Origin of the sequence: Hydrogenophaga aromaticivorans, assembly GCF_013387465.1 — a bacterium.
Lineage (GTDB): Bacteria > Pseudomonadota > Gammaproteobacteria > Burkholderiales > Burkholderiaceae_C > Hydrogenophaga > Hydrogenophaga aromaticivorans.
This window is the reverse complement of sequence record NZ_VYGV01000027.1, coordinates 72,505-93,127: the sequence shown is the minus strand read 5'-3', so window position 1 is coordinate 93,127 and position 20,623 is coordinate 72,505. Positions and strand designations below refer to the sequence as shown.

At 66.6% G+C, this 20,623-nt stretch carries 23 protein-coding genes; 11 read left to right on the top strand and 12 right to left on the bottom strand.

What is annotated here, in order from left to right; all coding sequences use genetic code 11:
* Window positions 1–29: 29 nt before the first annotated feature.
* From F3K02_RS24975 to F3K02_RS24965, 3 genes are all read left to right on the top strand, one after another.
* A complete protein-coding gene (locus F3K02_RS24975; protein WP_177139109.1) occupies window positions 30–953 on the top strand; it encodes a VOC family protein in 924 nt (307 codons plus the stop codon).
* Window positions 954–957: 4 nt separating this feature from the next.
* The gene (locus F3K02_RS24970) at window positions 958–1,872 is read left to right on the top strand and encodes a sugar phosphate isomerase/epimerase family protein (RefSeq protein ID WP_177139107.1); all 915 of its coding nucleotides are present in this window, start codon (window positions 958–960) and stop codon (window positions 1,870–1,872) included.
* Between the two features lie 62 nt (window positions 1,873–1,934).
* Window positions 1,935–2,615, top strand: coding sequence for a DUF4286 family protein (locus F3K02_RS24965; RefSeq protein ID WP_177139105.1), 681 nt, complete (start codon window positions 1,935–1,937; stop codon window positions 2,613–2,615).
* A gap of 134 nt (window positions 2,616–2,749) precedes the next feature.
* Here F3K02_RS24965 and F3K02_RS24960 read toward each other — a convergent pair whose 3' ends face one another.
* Window positions 2,750–3,736: a Bug family tripartite tricarboxylate transporter substrate binding protein gene (locus F3K02_RS24960; protein ID WP_177139103.1), complete on the bottom strand. Its 987-nt coding sequence runs from the start codon at window positions 3,734–3,736 to the stop codon at window positions 2,750–2,752.
* A gap of 72 nt (window positions 3,737–3,808) precedes the next feature.
* Window positions 3,809–4,897 carry a tartrate dehydrogenase gene (locus tag F3K02_RS24955; protein ID WP_177139101.1) on the bottom strand — a complete coding sequence of 363 codons (1,089 nt, stop codon included), beginning with the start codon at window positions 4,895–4,897 and terminating at the stop codon, window positions 3,809–3,811.
* Window positions 4,898–5,009: 112 nt separating this feature from the next.
* On the opposite strand from F3K02_RS24955, the gene F3K02_RS24950 reads away from it, so the two are divergent.
* On the top strand, window positions 5,010–5,939 hold the full coding sequence (locus tag F3K02_RS24950) for a LysR family transcriptional regulator (RefSeq protein ID WP_177139098.1): 930 nt from the start codon (window positions 5,010–5,012) through the stop codon (window positions 5,937–5,939).
* A gap of 76 nt (window positions 5,940–6,015) precedes the next feature.
* On the opposite strand, the gene F3K02_RS24945 is transcribed toward F3K02_RS24950, so the two are convergent.
* Both F3K02_RS24945 and F3K02_RS24940 read right to left on the bottom strand, forming a co-directional pair.
* Window positions 6,016–6,990: a tripartite tricarboxylate transporter substrate-binding protein gene (locus tag F3K02_RS24945; RefSeq protein WP_177139096.1), complete on the bottom strand. Its 975-nt coding sequence runs from the start codon at window positions 6,988–6,990 to the stop codon at window positions 6,016–6,018.
* A gap of 28 nt (window positions 6,991–7,018) precedes the next feature.
* Window positions 7,019–8,188 (bottom strand): mandelate racemase/muconate lactonizing enzyme family protein, encoded by a 1,170-nt coding sequence (locus F3K02_RS24940; RefSeq protein ID WP_177139094.1) that lies wholly within the window; start codon window positions 8,186–8,188, stop codon window positions 7,019–7,021.
* Window positions 8,189–8,284: 96 nt separating this feature from the next.
* On the opposite strand from F3K02_RS24940, the gene F3K02_RS24935 reads away from it, so the two are divergent.
* Window positions 8,285–9,217, top strand: a complete 933-nt coding sequence (locus F3K02_RS24935; protein WP_177139093.1) for a LysR family transcriptional regulator — start codon at window positions 8,285–8,287, stop codon at window positions 9,215–9,217.
* 14 nt (window positions 9,218–9,231) lie between these two features.
* On the opposite strand, the gene F3K02_RS24930 is transcribed toward F3K02_RS24935, so the two are convergent.
* Both F3K02_RS24930 and F3K02_RS24925 read right to left on the bottom strand, forming a co-directional pair.
* On the bottom strand, window positions 9,232–10,119 hold the full coding sequence (locus F3K02_RS24930) for a pirin family protein (protein ID WP_177139092.1): 888 nt from the start codon (window positions 10,117–10,119) through the stop codon (window positions 9,232–9,234).
* Between the two features lie 142 nt (window positions 10,120–10,261).
* Window positions 10,262–10,861 (bottom strand): FMN-dependent NADH-azoreductase, encoded by a 600-nt coding sequence (locus tag F3K02_RS24925; protein WP_177139091.1) that lies wholly within the window; start codon window positions 10,859–10,861, stop codon window positions 10,262–10,264.
* Window positions 10,862–10,955: 94 nt separating this feature from the next.
* Here F3K02_RS24925 and F3K02_RS24920 point away from each other — a divergent pair, with 94 nt between their 5' ends.
* Both F3K02_RS24920 and F3K02_RS24915 read left to right on the top strand, forming a co-directional pair.
* Window positions 10,956–11,915, top strand: a complete 960-nt coding sequence (locus F3K02_RS24920; protein WP_177139221.1) for a LysR family transcriptional regulator — start codon at window positions 10,956–10,958, stop codon at window positions 11,913–11,915.
* A gap of 41 nt (window positions 11,916–11,956) precedes the next feature.
* Window positions 11,957–12,670 (top strand): YebC/PmpR family DNA-binding transcriptional regulator, encoded by a 714-nt coding sequence (locus tag F3K02_RS24915; protein WP_177139090.1) that lies wholly within the window; start codon window positions 11,957–11,959, stop codon window positions 12,668–12,670.
* A gap of 133 nt (window positions 12,671–12,803) precedes the next feature.
* Here the strand turns inward: F3K02_RS24915 and F3K02_RS24910 are convergent, their stop codons facing one another.
* Window positions 12,804–13,430: a LysE family translocator gene (locus F3K02_RS24910; RefSeq protein WP_177139089.1), complete on the bottom strand. Its 627-nt coding sequence runs from the start codon at window positions 13,428–13,430 to the stop codon at window positions 12,804–12,806.
* A gap of 105 nt (window positions 13,431–13,535) precedes the next feature.
* Between F3K02_RS24910 and F3K02_RS24905 the strand changes: the two genes are divergently transcribed.
* Entirely contained in the window at window positions 13,536–13,991 is a 456-nt protein-coding gene (locus F3K02_RS24905; RefSeq protein ID WP_177139088.1) for an Lrp/AsnC family transcriptional regulator, read from the top strand.
* Here the strand turns inward: F3K02_RS24905 and F3K02_RS24900 are convergent.
* Window positions 13,988–14,830 carry a DUF3047 domain-containing protein gene (locus tag F3K02_RS24900; RefSeq protein ID WP_177139086.1) on the bottom strand — a complete coding sequence of 281 codons (843 nt, stop codon included), beginning with the start codon at window positions 14,828–14,830 and terminating at the stop codon, window positions 13,988–13,990. The genes F3K02_RS24905 and F3K02_RS24900 overlap by 4 nt on opposite strands.
* A 158-nt stretch (window positions 14,831–14,988) precedes the next feature.
* Window positions 14,989–15,486: a flagellar basal body protein gene (locus F3K02_RS24895; protein ID WP_246309795.1), complete on the bottom strand. Its 498-nt coding sequence runs from the start codon at window positions 15,484–15,486 to the stop codon at window positions 14,989–14,991.
* A 70-nt stretch (window positions 15,487–15,556) separates the two neighbouring features.
* Here F3K02_RS24895 and F3K02_RS24890 point away from each other — a divergent pair, with 70 nt between their 5' ends.
* The 3 genes from F3K02_RS24890 to F3K02_RS24880 all read left to right on the top strand — a co-directional run bounded on the left by F3K02_RS24890 (window position 15,557) and on the right by F3K02_RS24880 (window position 18,023).
* Complete coding sequence (locus tag F3K02_RS24890; RefSeq protein WP_177139084.1) at window positions 15,557–15,937, top strand: VOC family protein; 381 nt, start codon at window positions 15,557–15,559, stop codon at window positions 15,935–15,937.
* Window positions 15,938–16,057: 120 nt separating this feature from the next.
* Window positions 16,058–16,903 carry a hypothetical protein gene (locus F3K02_RS24885; protein WP_177139082.1) on the top strand — a complete coding sequence of 282 codons (846 nt, stop codon included), beginning with the start codon at window positions 16,058–16,060 and terminating at the stop codon, window positions 16,901–16,903.
* A gap of 295 nt (window positions 16,904–17,198) precedes the next feature.
* On the top strand, window positions 17,199–18,023 hold the full coding sequence (locus F3K02_RS24880; RefSeq protein WP_177139081.1) for an HDOD domain-containing protein: 825 nt from the start codon (window positions 17,199–17,201) through the stop codon (window positions 18,021–18,023).
* Between the two features lie 235 nt (window positions 18,024–18,258).
* On the opposite strand, the gene F3K02_RS24875 is transcribed toward F3K02_RS24880, so the two are convergent.
* The 3 genes from F3K02_RS24875 to aroQ form a co-directional block, all read right to left on the bottom strand.
* Entirely contained in the window at window positions 18,259–19,125 is an 867-nt protein-coding gene (locus F3K02_RS24875; RefSeq protein ID WP_246309793.1) for a DMT family transporter, read from the bottom strand.
* Between the two features lie 13 nt (window positions 19,126–19,138).
* Window positions 19,139–19,972 (bottom strand): shikimate dehydrogenase family protein, encoded by an 834-nt coding sequence (locus F3K02_RS24870; protein ID WP_177139080.1) that lies wholly within the window; start codon window positions 19,970–19,972, stop codon window positions 19,139–19,141.
* A 169-nt stretch (window positions 19,973–20,141) separates the two neighbouring features.
* The gene (gene aroQ / locus F3K02_RS24865; protein WP_177139079.1) at window positions 20,142–20,618 is read right to left on the bottom strand and encodes a type II 3-dehydroquinate dehydratase; all 477 of its coding nucleotides are present in this window, start codon (window positions 20,616–20,618) and stop codon (window positions 20,142–20,144) included.
* Window positions 20,619–20,623: the final 5 nt, after the last annotated feature.

Here is a 20,623-nt window from a genome sequence, read left to right as displayed (position 1 = left end):
CAGCGCCTTTCTCATCCGGAGACATTTTCATGAGTGACCTGCTGCTCAACACCCCCGACGGCCGCGAGCCGCTCCAGGCTTCGTTCAGCGACGCCGCCAACCCGCTGGGCCTGGACGGTATCGAGTTCATCGAATACGCCACCACCAAGCCGCAGGCGCTGGGCCAGGTGCTGGAGATGATGGGCTTTCGCCCCGTGGCGCGCCACCGCTCGCGCGAGGTGCTGCTGTACCGCCAGGGCGAACTCAACATCGTCGTGAACGCCCACCCCTCCGACGCCCTGGGCGCCAGCCACGGCAGCGATGCGCCCTCGATTTCGGCCATGGCACTTCGCGTGCGCGACGCCCGGGCCGCCTACCACTACGTGCTCGAACGCGGTGCCTGGGCGGTGCAGACCCACGCCGAGGTGATGGAGCTCAACATCCCCGCCATCCACGGCGCGGGTGGCAGCCGCATCTACTTCGTGGACCGCTACAAGGAGTTCTCGATCTACGACGTGGACTTCGTGCCGATCCCCACCGTGGACCAGCGTCCGCCCGCCACCGCCGGCATCCACTTCTTCGGCATCGTGCAGTACATCGGCCCCGAACGCAGCAACGACTGGATCGCGTTCTACAACGAACTCTTCGGCACCGAACTCATCCCCGACGAACAGCGCTTCGGCATCATGCCCAAGGGCACGCTGCTGCGCACCGCCGCCATGGACCCGGGCAAACGCTTCATGCTGCAGCTGGTCGAGCCCGAACTCAACGTGCACGACGCGGACGAAAAGCTCCAGCGCATCGGCCTGGGCGTGCCCGACGTGCTCGCCGCCGTCAAGGCGCTGCGCGCCCTCGGCGTGGAGTTTGTCGAGACCCCGGCGGCGCACACCGAGCCGCGTGGCGCCATCACCAAGACCTACCTCGGTTCGGTGGTGTTCGAGCTGGTGCACAGCGACCTGCCTGTGGGGGCCTGAAACCATGAAGCCCACCCAAGCCGCCATCATCGAGGCCATCCAGGGCTTCGGCATGGACACCATCACCCTGGCCGGCCCGCTGGAAGCCAAGCTCGCCGCCATGAAGGCCGCGGGCTTCTCGCAGGTCATGCTCAAGGCCAACGACATCAACGGCCACCCCGGTGGCATCGAAGCCGCGGTGGCGGCCGTGAAGGCCAGCGGCCTGCGCGGCACCGGTTTCCAGGTGCTGCGCGACTTCGAAGGCCTCAGCGGCCACCTGCACCACTACAAGGTCGACATCGCCAAGGCCATGCTGGAGATGTGCGCCGCGCTCGACTGCAAGGTGCTGCTCGCGTGTTCGTCCACCTCGACCCACGCCAGCCAGGACCTCGACCACCTCGCGCGCGACCTGCGCAAGCTCGCCATGCTGGCATTGCCGCTGGGTATCAAGATCGCTTACGAAGGGCTCTCGTGGGGCCGCACCATCAACGAGTTCACCACCGCCTGGGACGTGGTCTGCCGGGCCGACTGTCCCAACCTGGGCCTGGGACTGGACTCGTTCCACATCTTCGCCGCCAAGACCTCCCTGGAAGAGATCGACTACCTCGATCCGAGCAAGATCTTCCTGGTGCAGCTGGCCGACTTCATGTGGCGGGAGACCAAGACCTTTGAGGAGCGCATGAGCACCGCGCGCACCTTCCGCGTCTTTCCCGGCGAAGGTGTGCACAGCGAACAGCTCGTGGACCTCGTGCTCAAGCTCGACCGACTGGGCTACGCGGGCGACTACAGCTTCGAGGTCTTCAACGACGACTACCAGCAGATGCCGCTGCCCATGGTGGCCGAACGCGGCCGCCGCTCGGCACTCTGGCTGGCCGAAGACGTGCTGCGCCGCTCGGTGCCGCTGCCGAACCAGATGCGGCTGAAATCGCTGATGAACTGAGCGCGAGCGGGGGCTCATCTCCCGGCAGCGCTCGTAGAACAACAACCCGATCAGGAGACGACATGCCCACACGCGGACTGGCCCAGCTGGCCATCTGGAGCGACATCGAGCCGGAACTGGAAACCGACTACCTGCATTGGCTCACGCGCGAACATGTGCTGGAGCGCGTGGGCGTGGACGGTTTTCTCTCGGGTCGCGTGTTCCGCAGCGAGGTCGCCGGCAAACGGCGCTTCTTCATCACCTACGAGTTGCAGGAAGCGGCCGCGCTGGCCGGGCCTTCGTATCTGGCGCGCCTGAACGCGCCCACACCCTGGTCGCAGCGCGTCATGCCCATCCTGCAGAACTTCGCGCGCGGTGGCGGGCCGGTGGTGGCGCGCGCGGGCCTGGGTTGCGGTGCGATGGCGCTGCCGCTGCGCCTGGACCTGGAAACCGCGGGCTTGTTGGACGAGGGCGCGCAAAGGGCACTGGTGGAGCGGATCGCCAAGCTGGACGCGGTGGCGCAGGTCTGGCTGATGCGGGTGGACGCTGCGGCCACCGGCGTGCCCACGCGCGAAAAGTCGATGCGCCGCAGCGTGGAAGGTGCGTTCGACGGCGTGCTGGTGATCGAGGCCCTGCACGAAGCCGCGGCCCGGGCGGCGGTGGACGGGCTGCTGCTCGCGGAGCTGGCGTCGGCAGACGTACCAGACCGGCAGGTGTTCGCGGCCTGCTTCCAGCTGGACCGGCGTCTGGCGGGACTTTGCTGAGGCAGGGCAGGGGCCCGTTGCCCTGACACCCTCCGAACGCGCTCAGGTTTCGGGCGCCAACATGAAAAGGCCCCAGGGTGCACTGGCAGCCGGGGGCTTTTTTCGTCACCGGTTTGGGGCCGGTGCCTCTGGGGTCAATCGATCACGACCTTGGCTTCCTTGACCAGCTTGCCGAACTTCTCGGTCTCGCTGGCGATCTGCTGCGCCATCTGGGCGCTGGTGTTGCCAATGGGTTCGGCGCCGATGTCTGCCATGCGGGCCTTGAACTCGGGCGACTGGATCACCTTGACCATCTCGGTGTTCAGCCGATCCACGATGTCCTTGGGCGTGGCCGCCGGAGCCAGCACGCCGAACCAGGTGCCGATGTTGAAACCCTTGAGGCCGGCCTCCTCCAGCGTGGGCACATCGGGCAGGGCTGCCGAGCGCTTGGAAGTGGTCACGGCCAGCGGGCGCAGCTTGCCCGCCTTGATGTGCGGCAGCACCGGGGTGATGGTGTCGAAGCTCATCAGGATCTGGCCGCCCAGCAGGTCCGTGGACAGGGGGCCGCTGCCTTTGTAGGGGATGTGGATCACATCGGTGCCGGTGAGGTTCTGGAACTGCGTGCCGATGAGGTGCTGCGCCGTGCCGTTGCCGTTGGAGCCATAGGAAAACTTGCCAGCGGCCGGCTTGATCATGGCCACCAGTTCGGCCACGTTCTTGACGGGCGTGCTGGCGTTCACGACGAGCACGTTGGGCACCAGGGCCACGGTGGTGATGGGGGTCAGGTCTTTGGAGAAGTTGTAGGGCAGCTTCTTGTAGACGCTGGAGGCGATGGTGTGGTGCACCGCGCCCATCAGCAGGGTGTGGCCGTCGGGCTTGGCCTTCGCCACGTAGTCGGCGCCGATGGTGGCGCCGGCACCTGGCTTGCTTTCCACGATGACCGGCTGTCCCAGGCTCTGCGTGAGTTTGTCGGCCAGGGCCCGGGCCAGCACGTCGGTGGTTCCGCCAGCGGCAAATGGCACGACCAGGCTGATCGGCTTGCTGGGCCAGGTCTGGGCCATGGCGCTGCCGCCGGATACAGCCAGGGTCAGCGCCAGGGTTTGAACCACGTGGCGGCGGGTGAGGGTGTGCTTCGTTGTCATGTCTGTCTCCAAAAAGGGGCGCTGTCCGCGCTCTGTGAAACGGGCCCGTGGGCCGAGAGAAAAATCGGGTGTTCAGGCGGCCAGGCGCTGCTCGGCCGTGCCCAGCAAGTTGCACACGGCCTGCGTGACCTGGGCCGTGGTGGCCTTGCCGCCGAGGTCGCCGGTGTGTAGCGTGGGGTTGGCGGTGACCTGTTCGATGGCGCCCATCAGGCGCTGCGCGGCGTCGAATTCGCCCAGGTGTTCGAGCAGCATCACGCAGCTCCAGAAGGTGCCCACCGGGTTGGCCAGGCCCTTGCCCATGATGTCGAAGGCCGAGCCGTGGATGGGCTCGAACATGCTGGGGTAGCGGCGCTCGGGGTCGATGTTGCCGGTGGGTGCGATGCCCAGGCTGCCGGCCAGCGCGGCGGCCAGGTCAGAGAGGATGTCGGCGTGCAGGTTGGTCGCGACGAGGGTGTCCAGCGTGGCCGGGCGGTTCACCATGCGGGCGGTCGCCGCGTCCACGATTTCCTTGTCCCAGGTCACGTCGGGGAACTCTTTGGAGATCTGCAGCGCGATCTCGTCCCACATCACCATCGCGTGGCGCTGGGCGTTGCTCTTGGTGATCACGGTCAGCAGCTTGCGGGGACGCGATTGCGCCAGCTTGAAGGCGAAGCGCATCACGCGCTCCACGCCGGCGCGGGTCATCATGGTCACGTCGGTCGCGGCTTCGATCGGGTGGCCCTGGTGCACGCGGCCGCCCACGCCGGAGTATTCGCCTTCGGAGTTCTCGCGCACGATGACCCAGTTCAGGTCTTCGGGCTTGCAGCGCTTGAGCGGCGCGTCGATGCCGGGCAGGATGCGCGTCGGTCGCACGTTGGCGTACTGGTCGAAGCCCTGGCAGATCTTCAGGCGCAGACCCCAGAGCGTGATGTGGTCGGGGATGTCCGGGTCGCCGGCGGAACCGAACAGGATCGCGTCCTTGTGGCGCAACGAATCCAGGCCGTCGGCCGGCATCATCACGCCGTGCTGGCGGTAGTAGTCGCCGCCCCAGTCGAAGTTCTCGAACGCGAAGCGGAAGCCGCTGCTGGAGTCTGCGATGGCCTCCAGAACCTGCCGACCTGCAGGCACAACTTCTTTGCCGATGCCGTCTCCGGGAATGGTGGCGATGGCGTAGGTCTTCATGGTTTGTCTCCGTGCGGGGTGAATCGATGCCGTGACTGTAGGGGCGGGTTGGGGTGTGTATTCATCGCTATAGTGAATCCATTGTTCACCTGAATTCAACAGTGGAGCGCCCATGAACCACCCCATCCAGCCCGCCGACCTGGGCTTCTTTTCGATACTGGCCAGCGCCGGCAGCCTGAGCGCGGCGGCGCGCGAACTCGGCATCACCACACCTGCGGTGAGCAAGCACCTGGCGCAGATGGAGGCGCGCCTGGGCGTTTCACTGGTGAACCGCACCACGCGGCGCATGGGCATGACGCCCGAGGGTGAGCTCTACCTCGAGCACGCGCGCCGCATCCTCGGCGAGATCGACGGCATGCAGGAGTTGCTGGGCGTGTCCAAGGCCACGCCCAAGGGCCTGCTGCGCGTGAACGCCACGCTGGGCTTTGGTCGCAGCCACTTGGCACCGCTGATCTCGCGCTTCGTGCGCCAATACCCGCAGGTGGAGGTGCAGTTGCAGCTCTCGGTGAACCCGCCCGCGCTCACCGACGACGCCTTCGATGTCTGCATGCGCTTCGGCGCACCGCCCGACGCGCGCGTGATCGCGCGCCACATCGCGCCCAACCGTCGCCTGCTCTGCGCCTCACCGGCCTACCTGAAGAAACACGGCACGCCCAAGGTGCCGAACGACCTCATGAAGCACAACTGCATCGGCATCCGCCAGGGCGAAGAGGCCTATGGTCTGTGGCGCCTGACCAGCGGGCGCGGCAAGAGCGCGGTCACAGAGGCCATCAAGACCCGCGGCAACCTCACCACCAACGACGGCGAGATCGCGGTGAACTGGGCGCTCGACGGCCACGGCATCCTCATGCGCGCAGAGTGGGACATCCTGCGCCACCTGGACAGCGGTCGGCTGGTGCAGGTGCTGCCCCAGTGCTTCACGCCCGACGCCGACATCTACGCCGTCTACCCGCAGCGCCACCAACTGGCAGCGCGGGTGCGCGCGTTCGTGGACTTCGTGGCGCAGTCGTTCGCGCAACGGCCGGGCGGCGGCTCGGCGTAGGGGCGGGCCGTGCCCGAGGCCCCCTTTCGTTCAGGGCCAGGGGGCGTCGTCGCGAACGGGTTTCAGGAACAGGGCTTCAGTCGGCGTACTGACCGGCGGCCTTGATGACGACCGACCAGCGGTTCATTTCGTCTTCGACGAACTTTTTGTGACCGGCCGCTTCAAGGCGGTTGTCGCTGACCACCGACACCCCCAGCGCCTCCTGCTTCTTGACGAAGTCCGGGTCTTTCAGGGCCGCTCGCAGCGCGCCATTGAGTTTGCCCAGCACCGCAGCGGGCGTGCCCTTGGGCGCGTAGAGGCCGTGCCAGATCGAGACGTTGAAACCGGGCAGGCCCGCTTCGTTCAGCGTGGGCGCGCTGGCGATGGCCGCCTGTTTCGAACGCTGTGCGCTGGTGACGGCATACAGCTTCACCTTGCCGGCTTCGATCTGCGGCACCGCGTTGGTGGCCTGGTCGCACATGATGTCCACCTGCCCGCCCAGCAGGTCGGTCATGGCGGGCGCCGTGCCCTTGTAGGCGATGGTGGTCATGTCCGCCTTGAGCGCGCTCTGCAGCATCAACCCGCACAGGTGCGAGGCCGATCCCAGGCCCGCGTGGGCCAGGTTCACCTTGCCCGGGTTCGCCGCAATCCACTGGCGCAACTCGCCGAAGTTTCTGGCCTCCATGTTCGGTCGCGTGATCACCGTGGATGGCGACTCGTTGATCAGGCCCAGGTACTCGAAGTCTTCAGGCATCTTGTAGCTGAGCTTGCGGTAGAGCGCGGGTGCGGTCGCCATGCCAATGTGGTGAACCAGCAAGGTGTGGCCGTCGGCGTTGGCGCGGGCCACCTTGGCCACGCCGATGGTGCCACCGGCGCCCGCCGCGTTTTCCACGATCACGGGTTGCGGCAGGGTCTTGCGCATCGCCTCGGCCAGGTCCCGGGCGATCTTGTCGCTGGGGCCGCCAGCGGCGAAGGGCACGACCAGCACCACCGGTTTTTCGGGGAACTCGGCCAGGGCGGCGGTGGACAGGGTCGCGAGCGCGGCGATGGTACAGAGTTGCTGAATCTTCATGGTTTGTCTCCTGTTGTGGTGAGGGTGCTCAAGCAGACAGCGCCTGCATTTCCTTGAACAGATCGGCCTTGCCTTCAAAGCCGATGCCGGGCAGTTGGTCGGGCAGGGTGACGTAGCCGCCCTCGACCTTCACGCCGTCCGGGAAGCCGCCGAAGGGCTGGAACAGGTCGGGGTAGCTTTCGTTGCCGCCCAGGCCCAGACCGGCCGCGATGTTCAGCGACATCTGGTGTCCCCCGTGCGGGATGCAGCGGCTGGCCGACCAGCCGTGTTCCTTGAGCATGTCCAGCGTGCGCAGGTATTCGACCAGACCGTAGCTCAGCGCGCAGTCGAACTGCAGCCAGTCGCGGTCCGGGCGCATGCCGCCGTAGCGGATCAGGTTGCGCGCGTCCTGCATCGAGAACAGGTCTTCGCCGGTGGCCATGGGGTTCTTGTAGTAGTTGCGCAGGGCCGCCTGCAGCTCGTAGTCGAGCGGGTCGCCCGGCTCCTCGTACCAGAACAGGTCGTACTGCGACAGGGCCTTGGCGTACTGGATCGCGGTGTCCAGATCGAAACGGCCGTTGGCGTCCACGCACAGCTTCTGGCCGTCCTGCAGCACCTCCATGATCGAGTCGATGCGGCGCAGGTCTTCGTCGAGCGAGGCGCCGCCGATCTTCTTCTTGACCACGGTGTAGCCACGGTCGATGTAGCTGCGCATCTCGTCCTGCAGCTTCTTGTGGTCCTGCCCCGGGTAGTAGTAGCCACCGGCGGCATAGACGAAGATCTTGCGGTTGGCCTGACCGTTGCCGTAGCGGTTGGCCAGCAGCTGGAACAGGGGCACGCCTTCGATTTTGGCCACGGCGTCCCAGACCGCCATGTCGATGGTGCCGATGGCCACCGAACGCTCACCGTGACCGCCCGGCTTTTCGTTCGTGAACATGGTGGCCCAGATCTTGTGCGGATCGAGGTTCTTGCCGCTGTCGTCGATCAACGAATCGGGGTGGGCCTCCATCACGCGCGGGATGAAGCGCTCGCGCATGAGCTTGCCCTGTCCGTAGCGGCCGTTGGAATTGAAGCCGTAGCCGACCACCGGTTTACCGTCGCGAATCACGTCGGTGATCACGGCCACCAGGCTCAGCGTCATCTTGCTGAAGTCGATGTAGGCATTGCGGATGGGCGAGCTGATGGGCAGGGTTTTTTCTCTGATTTCAACGATTTTCATGAGGGGCTCCAGAAAGAAGAGGGCCTATGATTTCGGAATCCGAGCGCGCTGACCAATGCTGTTTTTCTCTGCTTCAATGCTTTCAAAGCACCGCCCATGAACCTCTCCTGGCTGGACGATTTCGGGGCTCTGGCGGCCACCGGAAATTTCTCCCGCGCGGCCGAAGATCGGCACATGACGCAGCCCGCGTTCAGCCGGCGCATTCGCGCGCTGGAGGAGTGGCTGGGCGTCGAACTGTTCGATCGCAGCTCACAGCCGGCGCGCCTGACCGAGGCGGGTGAGTGGTTCAGGGGTGTGGCGCAGGGCCTGCTGGCGCAGGTGGCGCGCCTGCCGGGCGAGGCGCAGTCCATCGCCGAAGCCAACGCGTCCACGCTGAAGTTCGCGGCGACGCACGCGCTGTCGTTCACCTTCATGCCGGGCTGGTTGCGTGGCCTCGAATCGCAGCTGGCGGTGGGCCCCGTGCAGCTGGTGTCCGACGTGATGCACCGCTGCGAGTCGCTGCTGCAGGACAGCAAGGTGCACTTCATCCTGAGCCATGCGCACCGGGGCACCCGTGGGCCGCTGGAGACCGCCGGCTATCCGTCGCTGGTGGTGGGTGGCGACACCCTGGTGCCCGTGTCGGGCGTCGATGCCCAGGGGCAGGTGGCCCATGCGCTGAAGCCGGACGGCGCCCGCGGGGCGCCGCTGCTGGCCTACAGCGAAGAGTCGGGGCTGGGGCGGATTCTTCGCGAGGCCAGCGGGGAGCGGTTGGCGCGCTTGAATCTGCAGACCACGTTCACTGCGCACCTGGCTTCGGTGCTCCGGACGATGGCCCTGGGCGGACGGGGCATCGCATGGCTGCCCATGACGCTGGTGGCCGATGACCTGGCCACGGGACGTCTGGTCCAGGTGGGTTCATCTGAATGGGACATCGCCCTGGACATCCGCCTGTTTCGAGACAAGCGGGCCCATGGAGCGGCTGCCGAGGTGTTCTGGCAAGCCGTGTTGCGCCAGGCTGAACAGACCCCGTCGGTCGCGCCCCAGGGGTAGGGCGATCGGGCCGTTCAGGCCCGCTGGCTTTCTTCGCCCAGCCGCCCGTCGCGGAAGTCGTTCAGCGCCTGGTAGATCTCGTCCTTCGTATTCATCACGAACGGGCCGTACTGCGCGATCGGTTCTTTCAGCGGTCGGCCGGCGATGAGCAAGGCCTTGGCGTCGCTGCAGGCTTCGATCACCACGCCGTCGGCACCCGCATCGTTGGCGAGCAGGGCCATGCGCTGCACCGGCACGTTCTGGCCACCGATCTTGACCTCGCCGCGGTACACGTAGACGAAGGCGTTGTGCCCGGCGGGCAGGGCCTGCGCGAACGAAGCGCCGCTGGGCAGGTGCAGGTCGAGGTACACCGGCGCGGTGGCGTCGCGGGTCACGGCACCCCCCACACCGTGGCTTTCACCCGCGATCACGGTCACAGCCACACCCTCGGGCGTGGTGAACTGGGGCAGCTCGGCGTTCTTGAAATCGCGGTACCAGGGCGCGTTCATCTTGTCGCGCCCAGGCAGGTTCAGCCAGAGCTGGAAGCCTTCCATCACGCCCGCTTCCTGCTGCGGAATCTCGGAATGGATCACGCCTTTGCCGGCCGTCATCCACTGCACGCCGCCGTTCTCCAGCAGGCCTTCGTGACCCGCGCTATCGCGGTGCAGCATGCGGCCCGCGATCATGTAGGTGATGGTCTCGAAGCCGCGGTGCGGGTGGTCGGGGAAACCGGCGATGTAGTCGTCGGGGTTGTCGCTGCCGAAGGCATCGAGCATCAGGAACGGGTCGAGCCGGCGCTGCAGGTCCTGCGTGAGCACGCGGGTGAGTTTCACGCCCGCGCCGTCGGACGTGGGCTGCCCCGCGATCAGCCGCTCGACACGGCGTGGTTGATGGACGCTGGGGGTGGTGAGGGTGGTGGTCATGGCAGTCTCCTTGTGAAACGGGGTGGGGTGAGCATCTCCGAAGCGCCGTGCCCCAACCCAGAACGCGGCGGAACCGGCTCCGCCGGGCCGCTCGCGTTACCCCCTGGAGGGGGTCGCGCGCAGCGCGGCGGGGGTGGTCAGATCAAACCAGTGCAGCTTGCAGATCGGCCTCAGCTTGTGCAAAGCCCTTGGCGGCGGCCTCCGGACCCATGGCCAGGCCTTCGGCGTAAATGAAGCGCACGTCGGTCAGGCCCAGGAAGCCCAGCACGGCCTTGAGGTACGGCACCTGCGAGTCGTTGGGGGTGTCGCGGTACAGGCCGCCGCGCGCCAGGGCCACGTACACGGTCTTGCCCTTGAGCAGACCTTCGGGGCCGCTCGCGGTGTAGCGGAAGGTGGTGCCGGCGCGGGCGATGGCGTCGATCCAGGCCTTGAGCTGCACGGGCACGCCGAAGTTGTACATGGGCACGCCCAGCACGATGGTGTCGTGTGCCTGGATTTCGGCGATCAGCGCGTCGTCCAGCGCCACGCGGGCGGCCTGCTCAGGGGTGCGCTGGTCGGCCGGGGTGAACAGGGCGCCGAGTGCGGCTTCGTCCAGCACCGGGTGCGGGGTCACGGCCAGGTCGCGCAGGGTGAACGTGGCGGCGGGGTGGGCGGCCTTCAGGCGCTCCACCACGCTGTTGGCGACCTTGGTGGAGTTGGCGCCTTCGCGGCGGGCACTGGCGTTGATCTGCAGGATGTTCATGGTGGTTTCCTTGAAAAGGGTGGTTCGATGGGTGTAATTTACGGCGCATCAATCACCTTGAAAATCCCTTGAAATGGATATGATTGTTGCCATGATGGAACAATCAGACGAAGCGCAGGGCATCGACCCCAACGACCTGCTGATCTTTGCCCGCGTGGCCGAGCTGGGCAGCTTCAGCCGCGCGGCCGAGCGCCTGGGCCTGCCCAAATCCACCGTCTCGCGTCGGCTGGCCGCGCTGGAGCAGCGCATGGGCGAGCGCCTGCTGCTGCGCACCACGCGCCGCCAGAACCTCACCGAATTCGGCCTGCAGCTGCTGGAACACGCGCGCCAGGTGGTGGCCGAGGTGGAGGCCGTGAGCCTGCTGCGCGAGCAGCGCCAGGCCGCGCCGAGCGGGCGGCTGCGCGTGTCCATGCCGAGCGACTTTGCCAACCTGCTGCTGGCCGACAGCCTGGCCGCGTTCATGGCGCTGCACCCCGCGATTTCGCTGGAGCTCGACCTTTCGCCCCGGCGGGTGGACCTGCTGGGCGAGGGCTTTGACGTGGCCGTGCGCATGGGTGACCTGGCCGACGACGCGCTGCTGGTGGCCAGCAAGCTGGCGGTGTTCACCCAAGGCCTGTATGCCTCGCCCGACTACCTGGCCGAACACGGCGACCCGCACAGCCCGGATGACCTGGCCCGCCACACCGCTGTGCGCCTGATGCGCGGCAACGGCGAGGCCGCAGGCTGGACGCTGCTGCAAGGCGAGCAGCGCTGGGACGGCGTGCCCGTGGGCCGCATGAGCGCGAACTCGCCCGAGATGCTGATGCGCCTGGCCCGGGCCGGTGCCGGCATCGCGGCCCTGCCCGACGCCTTTGCGCAGGCTGGTGTGCGCGAGGGGGCTTTGCGGCGTGTGTTGCCGGCCTGGTGCCTGCCCAGCAGCACCGCCTGGGCGGTGTACCCGGGGCGCAAGCTCATGCCGGCCAAGACGCGTGCGTTTGTCGACATGCTGCAGGTGGCGCTGCGTGGTTGCAGCGAGCAGCCGGCGCCAAGGCCTGAGTTGCACCACGTCCACTAAACTCATGCACCCCGGTCAGCACACAACACAAGGAACTCCCCATGGGCGCGCAGTGGAAAGCAAAACACAAGGATCTGGCCGCCAACGCCAAGGGCCGCCTCTTCGGCAAGCTGGTCAAAGACATCATGATCGCCGCGCGCAACGGCGCCGACCCGGCGGCCAACGCCCGGCTGCGTCTGGTGGTGGAGCAGGCGCGCAAGGTCTCCATGCCCAAGGACACGCTGGACCGCGCCATCAAGAAGGGCGCCGGCCTCACGGGCGAGGCGGTGAACTACGAGCATGTGGTCTATGAAGGTTTCGCGCCGCACCGCGTGCCGGTGATGGTCGAGTGCCTGACCGACAACGTGAACCGCGCCGCCTCCGACATGCGCGTGCTGTTCCGCAAGGGCCAGCTCGGCACCAGCGGCTCGGTGTCCTGGGACTTTGACCACGTCGGCATCATCGAAGCCGAGGCTGCTGCGAAGGATGCGGATGCCGAGCTGGCGGCCATCGAAGCCGGTGCGCAGGACTTCGAACCTGCTGACGAGGAGGGCGTCACGGTGTTCCTCACCGACCCGACGGACCTCGACCTCGTGAGCCGCGCGCTGCCCGCACAGGGCTTCACCGTGCTGTCGACCAAACTGGGCTACAAGCCCAAGAACCCCATCGACCCGGCCAGCCTGAGCGCCGAGGCGCTGGAAGAAGTGGAAGCCTTCCTGGCCGCGCTGGACGACAACGAAGATGTGCAGAACGTGTTCGCAGGTCTGGGCGGCTGAAACGAAACACCCCCGCAGCGCTGCGCGCTACCCCCAAGGGGGCGGCACTGGCCGTCCGGCAAAGCTTGCCCGGCGGTGCCCTGGGCTGCACCGTTTCATGCGTCGGGGTGGCGCTCCGGCGACATGACGCGTTTTACCGGGCCACCAGCGAGGCCCACTGCCACAGCGCAAACCCCGCCAGCAACCCGGCCGAGCCGCGGTTGATGCGGCCGCGCCAGGCCGGCGTGAAGCGGCTGCGCTGGTGCGCGATCAGCGCCGTGAGCAGCAGCCACCAGGCGGCCGATCCCGCCAGCACACCGGCCACCATCCACAACGGCGAAGGCGCCGTCTGCAGGCTGCCGCCGAGCGAGCCGAACACCGCGATGAAGGACACGATGGTCGCCGGGTTGGCCAGGGTCAGCAGGAAGGTGCCCGCCGCCAGCCCGAGCAGGTTGCGCGCGTCGCGCGCCGGAGCCACCGCGTCGGTCACGGGCGCGCGCCAGGTGCGCCAGGCCAGCACCAGCAAGATCGCGCCGCCGCCCAGCGCCAGCGGCGTTCTGGCCTCGATCAGGGCATGGATCAGCCAGCTCACGCCAAACGCCCCGATCGCGCCGTACAAAGCGTCGGCCACGGCCGCACCCATGCCGGTGGCCAGTCCGGCGGCCAGGCCGCGCTCCAGAGTGCGCTGCATGGTCAGCAGACCGATGGGGCCGACCGGCGCAGCGATGAGCAGGCCGATCAGGGCGGCCTTGAAGAAGACGGTGAGCGATGTGGCATCCATGCCCCGATGCTAAAGCGGTGATCTGATGGGGAGAATCACGAAAATTAGGCCGTATGACTGTTTTTCGATAAATTCTTAGGCTTCATCGGCAACAGAGGGCAGATCATGGAAGTGGACGACAAGGCCTGGCGGTTGCTGTCCGCCTTGCAGACCGATGGCCGTGCCTCGCTCAAGGAACTGGCCGCGGCGGTCGGGCTGTCGGTCCCGGCCACGCTGGAGCGGTTGCGGCGCCTGCAGGAGGCGGGCGTGGTGCGCGGTGTGCACGCCGACATCGACCCTGCCAAGGTGGGCTACGGCGTGCGCGCCATCGTCGGCATCAACGTGCCGCAACCGGGCAAGAAGGCGCTGATCGACAAGCTGCGCGCTTCGGCGCGGGTGCTGGAGTGCCACCACGTCAGCGGCGAGGACTCGTATGTGTTGCAGGTCGTGGCCTTGGACCTGCCCGATCTGGAGCGCTTTCTCGGCGACATCAACGGCTACGGCGAGACCCGCACCTCCATCGTGTTCTCGACTCCGATCCCGCGCCGCGGCGTGGTCCGGCCGACGGACGCCGGCTCCTAGGGTGTCGCGGTCGACAGCGTCAGGTCCATCGGCCCGTACCAGGCGGTGACCGAATCGCCCGAGTTGTTGGTGTCGCTCATCAGGCCCAGACCGACCAGCGGGCCCGGGGCTTCGCCGAACGCCCGACGGAAATCGGCTTCGATGTCGCGGTCAAAGTCCACCCACTGGTTGAGCCGGTCCGGCCCGGACTCGACCACGATCTGGCGGATGCGGTCGGTGTAGGGGTTGGGGATCACGGTGCCCGCGGGGTAGCGGCTGTCCCAGACGTACATGATCGACGCGAACGGCAAGGGCTTGCCCGCGATCAGGCTGGACAGCTCGGACACCAGGTGGTCGCGCGCGCGCCAGTGCGTGCTGCGGTCGCCCTCGAAGCTCAGGATCATGCGCACCACGGCGTCGTCTTCACCCTTCTCGCCCAGGTCGAACTTCGGGTTCAGCGCCGGCACGAACCACGAAAACCGGATGCGCTTGGGCAAGGCACCGGGCGGCGGGTTCAGGGGCAGGCTCAGCGTGCTGTTGGCGCCATCGGCCCGGGCCATCACGGCGGGTCGGCCGGCGTGTTCGGTCGCGCTGTAGCGCGTCGGCCGGCGGCTGGCGTAGGTCTGGTGCTCCCAGTGTGTGCCGGGCACCAGGCCCTCGATCCGGTTCCGGTTCTGCCAGTCCGTGCCATCGAGCACCACCGGCGGCACCGGGGCACGGCGGCTGCTTTCTTCCGGCTCGTCGACCTCGGCGACATCCGTGGATGTCGGCGCAGGTGCGGCGCAGGCGGCGAGCAGGGCGCACAGCAGCAGCGTGCAACGGGACCTGAGCAACGAGGGGCGGGAGATGGATGAAGGCATGGTGATCGGCGGTCTGGGCCCGGCCGGGTGCCAGGGCAAAAAATTCGGGCCTATTGTGCCGCGCCCCAGCTTAAGCAAGGCTTGCAGGAAGGGTGCACTTGCCTTCGGTTACGGCCGTCGTGGACTGTTACGCCGAGGCGCCGCCGCCCTGCGCGCGTTCAGGCTTTGGCGTCCAGCAGCGCGCCCAGCAAGTGGTCCTGCGTTTCAACCGTGCGCAGGTTGGCGGCAAAGCTGTAGACGCTCATGCGCTGCGCGACCATGTCTTCGGCCAGATGGCCGAAGTCATCGCCGCCCGACGAAGCCGCCTCGGACGCGCGCCCGGTCTGCGCGTCCACACCGCCCAGGCCGGGCTGGGCCGATTGCGTCACCACCTGACGCTGGAAACCCGGCGTCAGCGCGTTGGCCACGTTGTGCGCGCTCGTGTCCAGCCGCTGCTGCGCGGCGCGCATGCCGCTCAGGCCGATGGCGGCGGCTGAAGAACCAGAGAGGGCAGAGAGGGACATGGTGGGTGGGCAACGCGGGTCGGTGAACGGGGCTTCAACGGCTTGTATCGGCAGCGCGCGGGAGGCCTTGAGCGTGAGGAAGCCAGCTGCCGACCGGTGGTGCCAGAGCGGGGCAGGGCACTGGCGTTCGGGTGACGGCAGGTCTATGCTCATGGGCTGGCTGACGATGCCCCGGATCGTCATTCTGGAGCGGGAGCAGCCAGGTCTCGTGAAAGGAGTGCATATGCTCAGCAACGCTTCTGTGACCACGATGCTGCCCGTGAAAGACATGGCCCGGGCCCGGGCGTTCTACGAACGCTGCCTCGGGTTGACGCCAGGCGACTTCCGGCCCGATGGCAAGTTCGAGTATGCGGTCGGTGGCAGCACGCTCGCCCTGTTCCCGAAGCCCGAGGGAACCAAGGCCGAACACACGGCCATCAGCTTCCGGGTGCCCGACATCGCCGCGAGCATCGCCGAACTGAAGCAGGCCGGCGTGGTTTTCGAAGACTACGACCTGCCCGACTTCAAGACCGTGAACCACGTCTGTGTGCTCGGTTCGGAGAAGGCGGCCTGGTTCAAGGACACCGAGGGCAACTTCCTCTGCCTGCACGAGGACCTGGCGTAGGTCGTCGCGCGTCGTCACGAACCGGAGGCGGTGCTGCGGCATCCCTCCGAGTAGGGATTGCGGCCGCAAAAGATGGCCGCAGAATGGCGGCACCGTTTCCGCATCCGAAAGGAGCACGGCATGGACCGCACGCAGCCCGGCCTGATGAACAACCAGCCGCCACCCGCCGATGCGCAGGCGCTGTGGCGGCACTTCTCTGAAACCTATTTTTCCCTGAGGTTCGGGCTGGCGGTGCTGGCCTTCGCCTTCCCCGCGTTCCTCTACTTCTGGGGGCGCTTCGTTCACGACCTGCCGCTGCAGCCCTCGATGAGCGCGTACTTCTTCGCCGCCCGCGCATCGGCCGAAACCGGGGCCGCGCAGTGTGCCGAATTCCCGATGCGCACTTTTTTCGTCGGCGGGCTGTGCGCCATCGCGGCAGGGCTGCATCTGTACAAGGGGCTCACGCGGCGCGAGAACACCCTGCTGAACACCGCGGCCATCTGCGCGCTGTTGGTCGCTGTCTATCCGGAACGCATCACCGGGAAGGATCTCAGCGGCGACGACCGTGTCATGCAGCTGGTCAAGGACTGCCCCGCCGTGCTGGACTGGGCCGGGCGGCAGCCCGATCTGCCGATCCACTTCGCGGCCGCGGCCGCGCTGTTCGTCCTGCTCGGCATCGTGGCCTGGCAATGCGCCTGCCATTCGCTGAGCTACCTGCCTGCCGACCACAAGCACCGGGAGCCGATGTTCAGGCGCGCCTACCGCGTGCTGGCCGCGCTGATGTTCCTGGGGCCGGCGACCGGCTTCGTTCTGGCGGCACTGCTGGACCGCGGCGGCAGCGTCGTGTTCTTTGTGGAGATGGTGGGCATCTGGACCTTCGGCGCCTACTGGGCGCTCAAGACCTGGGAGCTGTCACTGTCCAAGCTCGAAAAGGACCCCGGCGCGGCCGTGCGAAACGCGGCGCCTGATTCGCCCGACCCTCGGTAGGGGAGGAGCGCAGTGGTGCCCAGACCGGTCGCTCAGGGTTCGCTGAGGCGGAGGACGGCTCTCGGCCTGAAACATGACGTTCGCCCTCCGTCGAACGGATCGCGATCAACTTCTCGCAGCATCGACTGTCCATTGGCTGTTAGCGAAAGTCGCGCACTCACGCTCTCGACACAGAGCAGCCTGCGACAGCTTGTTGGATTCAAAAAGTTTTCCAAATAGCACTCCATTGTGGCGAGCTATCGCCGATAGCTTTCAAAAGCAGCCCTTCTTCATTCCATACATACACCGGCGCGACATGAACATCGACAGACTCCTGAAGCTTCCCAACACTTTGCCTTCTGCGCCGAGGGTCGTGCGCAAGTTGATGGACACGTTCAATCAGGAAGACGTGGACACGTTGTATGTGGCGTCTTTGATTGAAGAAGATCCGGTGCTGACTGCCAAGTTGCTGAAGACCGCCAATTCCGCCTTCTTTGGGCTGAGTCGCTCCGTCACCAACGCCAGGGATGCCCTCAATGTGATGGGTTTGATCAAAGTACGCGCACTGGTCATTGCCGCATCGTTGGGTGAGGGTTTTCGTTGTGTGGCTGGAGTCAACCACACACAGTTCTGGCGCTACAGCATCACATCAGCCAACCTGTCTCGCAGCATCGCCCTGCCGATCAAGATTGACGAGAGCACCGCTTTCACCGCCGGTCTTGTGCACAGTATTGGCGAGCTGATGATGCATGCGGCAATGCCCGAAGCCATGATGGATCTGGACCAGCGCGTGCCCGTATTGGATATCAAGAGGGCTCATGCCGAACAAGGCTTGTTTGGCTACAGCTACGGTGAAGTGGGTGCTGCGCTCGCCAAAGAATGGCGCTTCCCTCAGAAGATGATCGATGCCATTCGTCACCAGGCTGCACCGTTTGAAGACGATGTATACGAACCGATCGCTGGCGTGGTCCACATTGCTTCCTGGCGGGCCCGCGGACAAGAGATGTCATTGAGCGGCGAAGAGTTGATCAGCAGCTACCCCGACCCGGTGGGGATGGTCCTTGGCATCAACCCTGACAGTCTGATGGGGGAAGTGATTCCCTCGTTCACGCGTGAGACCGAAGTCGCTGCGTCCGAATGAACTCCCATGTTGGGCGCGACTAAAAGGGCTTCCCACCAAAGCAAGCAATAGCCATCCTGGGTCCGTTGCTCAGCTATGACCCAGGCCGGAAAACGGGTTGGTGCCGGTCACCGCGCCCAACATCCGCTTCGTGGCAGTCAGCGTGAGTACGCCTAGCAGCACCCACCGTCAGAACGCTGCACACCAGCCACTCACGCGGGGCGGGCGATCTTCCCCAGTGGATCGGTCTCTGCCTTCACCCCTGCCGGACCCGCACCCCCAGCGCCCCGCACACCGCGATCAGCGCCACGCCCACCACGGTCCACACATCGGGGGCGTAGCCGAACACGATCCAGCCCGCGAGCGTGGCGAAGCCGATCTGGGCGTACATGTAGGGCGTGAGGCGCGAGGCCGGGGCGCGGTGGTAGGCCTGGATCATCACGTAATGGCCGAGCGAGCCGAACACGCCCATGAGTGCCACCAGGGCCCAGAGTTGCCAGGTGGCCATGGGCGCCCACGACCAGGGCAGCGCCAGCGTGCCGAACACCAGGCCGGTGAGCCCGGTGTAGAAGTGCATGGTGCCGGGGTCTTCGGTCTTCACCATCTTGCTGGTGACGATCTGGTAGAGCGCGTTGATGAGCACGAGCGCCAGCGGCAGCAGCATGGCGCCCTGGAAGTCGCTGCCCTTGGGCCGGATCACGATGAGCGCGCCGGCGAAGCCGCCCGCGATGAGCCACCAGGTGAGTGTGGGCACGCGTTCGCGCAGCAGCGGCGCGGCCAGCACGGTGATGGCGAGTGGCACGAGCATGAGGATGGCGGTGAAGTCGCCCACCGGCACGAAGCGCAGGCTCATGTAGGCCACGGTGCCCGATGTCACCATGAGCGCGCCACGCAGCAGCTGCCAGCCGGGCGCGGTGGTGTGGAACAGGGCTTTGCCCTGGCTGGGCCAGAGCAGCGCCACGGTCATGCCGGTCTGCACCAGGAAGCGCAGCCAGATGGCCATGAGAACAGGCACGACACCGCCCACGAACTGGGAGGTGGTGTCGAGCAGGGCGAAACAGAGCGTGGCGGCGATCGCCAGCGCGATGCCCAGGGCCGGGCGGGGATACAGGGGTTGGGGCAAAAGGGCGCCGGGATCAATAACTCAGTCGGGCCACCGAGCGCAGGACTTCGGGCGTGGTGGTGGGGAAGCCGAAGTATTCCAGATACGCGGGAATCATTTCGAACAGCATGTCGGAGCCCACTTGCACCCGACAGCCTCTGGCCTGGGCGGCACTGAGGAAGGCGGTCATTTCGGTGCGCATCACGACCTCGCCGACGAAGGTGCTGGCGTCCAGGCGCGACACGTCCAGCGGCAGGGGGTCGCCTTCGTTCATGCCCATGGGCGTGGCGTTGACCACGAGGTCGAAGCCGGCCGGATCGTTGCTGCCGGTCTTCACGTCGATGGCCGGGTAGTTGTCGCGGATGCGCTGGCCCAGGGCCTCGGCCGAGGTGGTGTGGACGTCGAACAGGCTGATGTGGGAGATGCCCGCACCGGCCAGCGAGGCGGCGATGGCGCAGCCCACGCCGCCGCTGCCGACCACCAGCACACGCGCGCCAGCGAGTTGAAGGCCCTTGCGTTGAACGCCGCGCACGAAGCCGGCGCCGTCGAACTGGTCGCCCACCAGGCGGCCATCGGGCAATCGCTTGACCGCGTTGCAGGCGCCGGCCACTTTCACGGTGGGGGTGACGTCGTCGAGCAGGCCGACGGTGACCACCTTGTGCGGCATGGTGATGAGCGCGCCGCGGATGTTGGTCAGCGTGAAGACGCTCTTGAGGAAGGCGGGGTAGTCCTCGGGCTTGCAGCCCATGGGCACCACGATGGCGTTCACGCCCACGTGTTCAAAGTAGGGGTTGTAGATCGACGGCGACTTGAAGCTGTGCGTCGGGTAGCCGATGTGGGCGATGAGCTCGGTGTGGCCGTTGATCATGGTGGGCTCTTCGATGGCGGGGTCAAAAGATGGGCGCGACTGTAGGTCGCTTCGGCGCCGGGCAGGTCAAAATCCGGGCGTGATTGGTTCGTTAACCGTTCTGTATCGTTCGTTTATCGCGCGCTTCGGAGGTAAACCCGCACATGGCGGCGGGTCGCAGTCCGGCCCTTCAGGGCTTCTTGGTGGCGGCCGAGTTCACGAACTTGCGCACCAGGCCGTCCATGGCGATCAGGTAGCCGTCCACGCCGAAACCGACCACGATGCCGGCCGCCGCAGGCGACACCCACGAGTGGTGGCGGAAGGCTTCTCGGGCGTGCACGTTGGAGATATGGCACTCGATCACGGGCAACGGTTCCACGCCCTTGATGGCGTCGTGCAGCGCGATGGAGGTGTGGGTCAGCGCGCCGGGGTTGATCACCACGCCCAGCAGTTCGCCCGCCTTGTACTGGCGGCCGGCTTCGTGGATGCGGTCGATCAGCGCGCCTTCCCAGTTGCTCTGGAAGCACTCCACCTCGTAGCCGATCGTCTGGCCATGGGCCTTGCAGAAGGCCTCCACATCGGCCAGCGTCGTGTAGCCGTATTGCGCGGGTTCGCGGGTGCCCAGCAGGTTCAGGTTGGGGCCGTTGAGGATGAGGATTTTTTTCATGGCGA

What these genes read in the sequence shown, in the direction of transcription:
- F3K02_RS24905 (WP_177139088.1), top strand. Translation starts at nt 13,536, where the DNA reads ATGGAAGTGGACGACAAGGCCTGGCGGTTGCTGTCCGCCTTGCAGACC.
- F3K02_RS24955 (WP_177139101.1), bottom strand. Translation starts at nt 4,897, where the DNA reads ATGAAGACCTACGCCATCGCCACCATTCCCGGAGACGGCATCGGCAAA.
- F3K02_RS24945 (WP_177139096.1), bottom strand. Translation starts at nt 6,990, where the DNA reads ATGAAGATTCAGCAACTCTGTACCATCGCCGCGCTCGCGACCCTGTCC.
- F3K02_RS24920 (WP_177139221.1), top strand. Translation starts at nt 10,956, where the DNA reads ATGGAACAATCAGACGAAGCGCAGGGCATCGACCCCAACGACCTGCTG.
- F3K02_RS24910 (WP_177139089.1), bottom strand. Translation starts at nt 13,430, where the DNA reads ATGGATGCCACATCGCTCACCGTCTTCTTCAAGGCCGCCCTGATCGGC.
- F3K02_RS24890 (WP_177139084.1), top strand. Translation starts at nt 15,557, where the DNA reads ATGCTCAGCAACGCTTCTGTGACCACGATGCTGCCCGTGAAAGACATG.
- F3K02_RS24925 (WP_177139091.1), bottom strand. Translation starts at nt 10,861, where the DNA reads ATGAACATCCTGCAGATCAACGCCAGTGCCCGCCGCGAAGGCGCCAAC.
- aroQ (WP_177139079.1), bottom strand. Translation starts at nt 20,618, where the DNA reads ATGAAAAAAATCCTCATCCTCAACGGCCCCAACCTGAACCTGCTGGGC.
- F3K02_RS24935 (WP_177139093.1), top strand. Translation starts at nt 8,285, where the DNA reads ATGAACCTCTCCTGGCTGGACGATTTCGGGGCTCTGGCGGCCACCGGA.
- F3K02_RS24900 (WP_177139086.1), bottom strand. Translation starts at nt 14,830, where the DNA reads ATGCCTTCATCCATCTCCCGCCCCTCGTTGCTCAGGTCCCGTTGCACG.
- F3K02_RS24960 (WP_177139103.1), bottom strand. Translation starts at nt 3,736, where the DNA reads ATGACAACGAAGCACACCCTCACCCGCCGCCACGTGGTTCAAACCCTG.
- F3K02_RS24915 (WP_177139090.1), top strand. Translation starts at nt 11,957, where the DNA reads ATGGGCGCGCAGTGGAAAGCAAAACACAAGGATCTGGCCGCCAACGCC.
- F3K02_RS24950 (WP_177139098.1), top strand. Translation starts at nt 5,010, where the DNA reads ATGAACCACCCCATCCAGCCCGCCGACCTGGGCTTCTTTTCGATACTG.
- F3K02_RS24870 (WP_177139080.1), bottom strand. Translation starts at nt 19,972, where the DNA reads ATGATCAACGGCCACACCGAGCTCATCGCCCACATCGGCTACCCGACG.
- F3K02_RS24975 (WP_177139109.1), top strand. Translation starts at nt 30, where the DNA reads ATGAGTGACCTGCTGCTCAACACCCCCGACGGCCGCGAGCCGCTCCAG.
- F3K02_RS24895 (WP_246309795.1), bottom strand. Translation starts at nt 15,486, where the DNA reads ATGAGCATAGACCTGCCGTCACCCGAACGCCAGTGCCCTGCCCCGCTC.
- F3K02_RS24970 (WP_177139107.1), top strand. Translation starts at nt 958, where the DNA reads ATGAAGCCCACCCAAGCCGCCATCATCGAGGCCATCCAGGGCTTCGGC.
- F3K02_RS24880 (WP_177139081.1), top strand. Translation starts at nt 17,199, where the DNA reads ATGAACATCGACAGACTCCTGAAGCTTCCCAACACTTTGCCTTCTGCG.
- F3K02_RS24940 (WP_177139094.1), bottom strand. Translation starts at nt 8,188, where the DNA reads ATGAAAATCGTTGAAATCAGAGAAAAAACCCTGCCCATCAGCTCGCCC.
- F3K02_RS24930 (WP_177139092.1), bottom strand. Translation starts at nt 10,119, where the DNA reads ATGACCACCACCCTCACCACCCCCAGCGTCCATCAACCACGCCGTGTC.
- F3K02_RS24965 (WP_177139105.1), top strand. Translation starts at nt 1,935, where the DNA reads ATGCCCACACGCGGACTGGCCCAGCTGGCCATCTGGAGCGACATCGAG.
- F3K02_RS24885 (WP_177139082.1), top strand. Translation starts at nt 16,058, where the DNA reads ATGGACCGCACGCAGCCCGGCCTGATGAACAACCAGCCGCCACCCGCC.